4 protein-coding genes are annotated in these 4,308 nt (G+C 58.0%); 3 read left to right on the top strand and 1 reads right to left on the bottom strand.

The window, feature by feature from the left end:
* Positions 1–22 precede the first annotated feature (22 nt).
* Entirely contained in the window at positions 23–826 is an 804-nt protein-coding gene (locus Q672_RS29480) for an enoyl-CoA hydratase/isomerase family protein (RefSeq protein WP_022986120.1), read from the bottom strand.
* A 186-nt stretch (positions 827–1,012) separates the two neighbouring features.
* On the opposite strand from Q672_RS29480, the gene Q672_RS29475 reads away from it, so the two are divergent.
* The 3 genes from Q672_RS29475 (at position 1,013) to Q672_RS29465 (ending at position 4,099) form a co-directional block, all read left to right on the top strand.
* Positions 1,013–1,690, top strand: a complete 678-nt coding sequence (locus Q672_RS29475) for a histidine phosphatase family protein (RefSeq protein WP_022986119.1) — start codon at positions 1,013–1,015, stop codon at positions 1,688–1,690.
* A gap of 72 nt (positions 1,691–1,762) precedes the next feature.
* Positions 1,763–2,971, top strand: coding sequence for an acyl-CoA dehydrogenase family protein (locus tag Q672_RS29470; RefSeq protein ID WP_022986118.1), 1,209 nt, complete (start codon positions 1,763–1,765; stop codon positions 2,969–2,971).
* Between the two features lie 81 nt (positions 2,972–3,052).
* Positions 3,053–4,099 (top strand): phosphotransferase family protein, encoded by a 1,047-nt coding sequence (locus tag Q672_RS29465; protein ID WP_022986117.1) that lies wholly within the window; start codon positions 3,053–3,055, stop codon positions 4,097–4,099.
* The last annotated feature ends 209 nt before the right edge of the window (positions 4,100–4,308 follow it).

The raw sequence follows: 4,308 nt of genomic DNA, 5'->3' as shown, positions 1-4,308 counted from the left end.
TTCACTGTTCACTGTTCACTGTTCACTGTTCACTACCTTTCAAAAATCCCGCAAAGATCGCCCGCGTTTCTTCGCTGAACATCCTGTCTGCAAACATCACGCTTTCTTTTTCGATCTGGGCCTTGAGGGCATCGTGACCGTGGCGCATGAGTTGTTTGGTCATGGCCATGGCGGTGGGAGATTTGCTGGCCAGTTTTTGGGCCAGTGCCATGGCGTCGGCTTCCAGGGCATCGGGCTGGGTGCGGTAGGCAATCAGTCCGCAGCGTTCGGCGTCTTCGGCGCTCAGGGTATCGCCTGCCATTAGCAGACGGGCCGCGTTCTGGCGACCGATCAGCATGGGGAGCAGCAGACTTGAAGAGGCCTCAGGTACCAGGCCCAGGTCGATAAAGGCGGTTTTGAAGCGCGCGTTATCGGCGGCGATGACCAGATCACAATGCATCAGCAGGGTCGTGCCAATACCGGTGGCACTGCCTTGCACGGCCACCACAGTGGGTTTGTCCAGGGCCATGAGGCCATGGACAAGGATCATGGCCGGGCTGAGCTTGCCCCCCTCACGGCTGGCGGGATCGGCATTGAGGAAATCACCGATGTCGTTCCCCGCACACCAGGCGCGCCCCTTGCCGCTAAACAGCAGGGCGCGCACCGCCGTATTGCCGGCGGCATGCTCTACCGCACGTGTCAGATCCTCATACATGGCCTTGGTCAGGGCATTGAGCTTGTCGGCACGGTCCAGAGTCAGGTGCAAGACCCCGTCCTGTAGCTGAGCGGTGATGTGGCGGCTTTCCAGACCGATCTGCTGTTCCATTTCCTGTGGGGGTGTTGCCATTGGGCCTCCGGTTTAATCCGTGGTCATAACATTCGAGAGATAATCAAAATAACGAAATAGTGTTCCAAATAAAACATCATTGCCTATGCATGAGACTTATTGGTCGGGATTCAAAATATCAATTTCACTAACTATGCTGGCTCCTCTAGGCTGGGTCTCTGCCTGAATTTGCCCAAGGAGACCGGCATGGCCCAGTTTTACCTTGTTCGTCACGGACAAGCGTCGTTCGGTAGCGATAACTACGATCAGCTTTCCCCGCTGGGGCACCAACAGGCCCGTTGGCTGGGGGAGTACTTTGCCGAGCGTGATATGGGCTTTGATGCACTGATTACTGGCGATCTGGTTCGGCATCAGGAAACCGGTGCCGGGATTTGCGAGGGGCTTGGCGTGCAGTTGCCCGTGGATATTCAGCCGGGCCTGAACGAATTCGATTTCCACTCCATTGTCGATGCCTACCTGGCTCAGCACCCCGATCAGGCGCCGCCGGAAGGGGCGTCAGCGGCGGCCTTCTACAAGGCGCTGAAAACAGCCATGACCCACTGGCGCGATGACTCACTGACCGGTGACCTGCCGGAAACCTGGCAGATGTTTGCCGACCGGGTCGCTGCCGCACGGGCACATATTCAGTCGCACTACAGTGAGCGGGACAGGGTCGTGATTGTCAGTTCCGGTGGGGCCATGGCCATGTTCATGAAACAGGTACTGCAAGCCGCCGACGAAACAGTGGTGGAGCTGAACCTGCAAATTCGCAATACCAGCGTGGCTCACGGGTTCTTCAACCGTAAGGTGGTTCGCCTGGCCGGTTTCAACAATGTGCCGCATCTGGATCGCACAGATCGTCTGGATGCCATTACCTATTTTTGATCGCAGCAGGGGCCGCTCAGAAGCAGCATAAGACTGCACCCGGCGGCCACGATATAACCAAGGGAGAGCTTCATGGAATTTCAGTACAGTGAAAAAACCCGGGATCTGATTACCCGTGTCCGTCATTTCATCGACACCGAAATCCGCCCGGTGGAAGAGCTGTTTCACGAGCAACTGGACAAGAGTCCGTGGGAAACCCCGCCGGTGATGGAAGAGCTGAAAGCCAAGGCCCGGGAGCAGGGGTTGTGGAACCTGTTCCTGCCGAAAGAGTACGGTGAATACAGCGCCGGGCTGAGCAATCTGGAATATGCACCGCTGGCCGAAGAAATGGGCCGCAGCCGTATTGCCTCGGAAGCGTTTAACTGTGCGGCGCCTGATACCGGCAATATGGAAGTACTGGCCAAGTACGGTAACGATGCCCAGAAAAAGCAATGGCTGGAGCCGTTGCTGGAAGGCAAGATCCGCAGTGCCTTTGCCATGACCGAGCCGGAAGTGGCGTCTTCCGATGCTACCAATATTGAGACGCGTATCGAGCGCGATGGTGACGACTACGTTATCAATGGCCGCAAGTTCTACATCAGCGGGGCCATGCGCAAGACCTGCGAGATCATGATCGTGATGGGCAAGACCGACCCGGATAACCCCAACCGTCATGAGCAGCAGTCCCAGATTCTGGTCCCCACCAACACCCCGGGCGTGAAGATCGTGCGTCCCATGAAGGTGTTTGGTTACGATGATGCGCCGGAAGGGCACGCAGAAGTGATTTTCGACAACGTGCGCGTACCCAGGGAAAACATGATCCTGGGTGAGGGCCGTGGCTTCGAGATCGCCCAGGGCCGCCTGGGGCCGGGCCGGATTCACCACTGCATGCGTTTGATTGGTGCCGCACAGGAAGCCTTCGAGCTGATGGCCAAGCGCGTGAACCAGCGCGTGGTCTTCGGCCAGCCCATGAGCAAGCAGGGCTCTGTACGCGAAGATTTGGCCAAATCCTGGTGTGAAATCGAGCAGGCTCGCCTGCTGACGCTGAAAGCAGCGGCCACCATGGACAACGAAGGTAACAAAGTCGCCAAGGATTTGATCGCTATGATCAAGGTGGTGGCGCCCAATATGGCGTTAAATGTCATCGATCGGGCGATCCAGGTCCACGGTGCGGTGGGCTTGAGCCAGGATACCCCGCTGGTCAACTTCTTCAGTTATGCACGTACCCTGCGTCTGGCCGATGGGCCGGATCAGGTGCACATGATGCAGCTGGGCCGCAATCTGGCCAAACGTTTCGCCTGAGACGAGGGCGCTTGCCCGGTGTGATCCGTCACACCGGGCTTTGCCATTTGAGCAGCACAGACAGAACAACAGGAGAGCTCCATGTCCCAGGTGGATACGCTGGATACCGAAAAACTGGCCCGTTACCTCGAACAGCATATTGACGGCTTCAAGGGCCCGATCCAGGCCGACAAGTTCGAGGGGGGGCAGTCCAACCCCACCTTCAAGATTACTTCCCCCTCCGGTGCCTATGTGCTGCGTCGCCAGCCGCCGGGCAAGCTGCTCAAGTCTGCCCACGCTGTCGATCGCGAGTACCGTGTCATGGCGGCGCTGAAAGACACCGATGTGCCTGTCCCTACGGTGCTCCACTTGTGTGAAGACCGTGACGTCATCGGTTCCATGTTCTACGTGATGGAGTTTTGTGAAGGTCGCATCCTGTGGGGCGCGGCGCTTCCGGAAGCGGGCGACGGCGATGCCGGTAATGCCTTGCGTGCGACCATGTACGACGAGATGAACCGTGTCCTGGCTGCGATGCACAGTGTGGATCTGGAGGCCGTTGGCTTGAGCGATTACGGCAAGCCTGGCAGCTATTTCGAGCGTCAGCTGGGTCGCTGGAGCAAGCAGTATGAAGCCTCCAAGCTGGAAGAGATTCCCGCCATGGATGAGCTCATTGCCTGGCTGGAAAAACACCTGCCGGAAGACGATGGGCAGGTGGCGCTGGTGCACGGGGACTTCCGTCTCGACAACATGATGTGGCACCCCTCCGAGCCGAAAGTGATTGCGGTGCTGGACTGGGAGCTGTCGACATTGGGCCACCCGCTGGCGGATCTGGCGTACCAGTGTATGGGGATGCGTATGCCCCAGCGTGGCGCCAAGATGGCCGGCATGCAGGGGGTAGACCGCAAGGCACTGGGTATTCCCACCGAGCAGGAGTACGTCGACATGTACTGCCAGCGTCGGGGTATCGACAAAATCGACAATTGGGAATTCTATCTGGCCTTCAGTTTCTTCCGCCTCGCGGCTATTTGTCAGGGTGTCGCCAAGCGGGCGGTGGATGGCAATGCTTCTAGTAAGGAAGCGTCACAGGTCGGTGCGCTGGTGAAACCGCTGGCCGAAATGGCGGTGGACATTATTCACAACGGCGCCTGAGAAAAGGCGCCCATAAGGGCGCCGTGGGTCACAACACTGGCGGCACGCTGAAGACTGCAGACAGGTCATAAAAGTGCTCAAAGAAGCGCAAGGGAACCTCTGAACAACTCCTTGCGTGCTCAGTCTTTCAGGCTGGTTCGCAATCTAGGCGCGATTTTGAAGGTGTATGTCCATCCATCGAAAAAGCGCAACAACGAGTGCGGGCCAGC

Origin of the sequence: Alcanivorax sp. P2S70 (assembly GCF_000475295.1) — a bacterium.
Taxonomy (GTDB): domain Bacteria; phylum Pseudomonadota; class Gammaproteobacteria; order Pseudomonadales; family Alcanivoracaceae; genus Alcanivorax; species Alcanivorax profundi.
The sequence above is the reverse complement of the archived record's forward strand: the minus strand, read 5'-3'. Positions and strand labels throughout refer to the sequence as shown.

Bases quoted from the DNA above. Each gene is read 5' to 3' on its own strand.
- Q672_RS29480 (WP_022986120.1), bottom strand. From the start codon at position 826: ATGGCAACACCCCCACAGGAAATGGAACAGCAGATCGGTCTGGAAAGC.
- Q672_RS29475 (WP_022986119.1), top strand. From the start codon at position 1,013: ATGGCCCAGTTTTACCTTGTTCGTCACGGACAAGCGTCGTTCGGTAGC.
- Q672_RS29470 (WP_022986118.1), top strand. From the start codon at position 1,763: ATGGAATTTCAGTACAGTGAAAAAACCCGGGATCTGATTACCCGTGTC.
- Q672_RS29465 (WP_022986117.1), top strand. From the start codon at position 3,053: ATGTCCCAGGTGGATACGCTGGATACCGAAAAACTGGCCCGTTACCTC.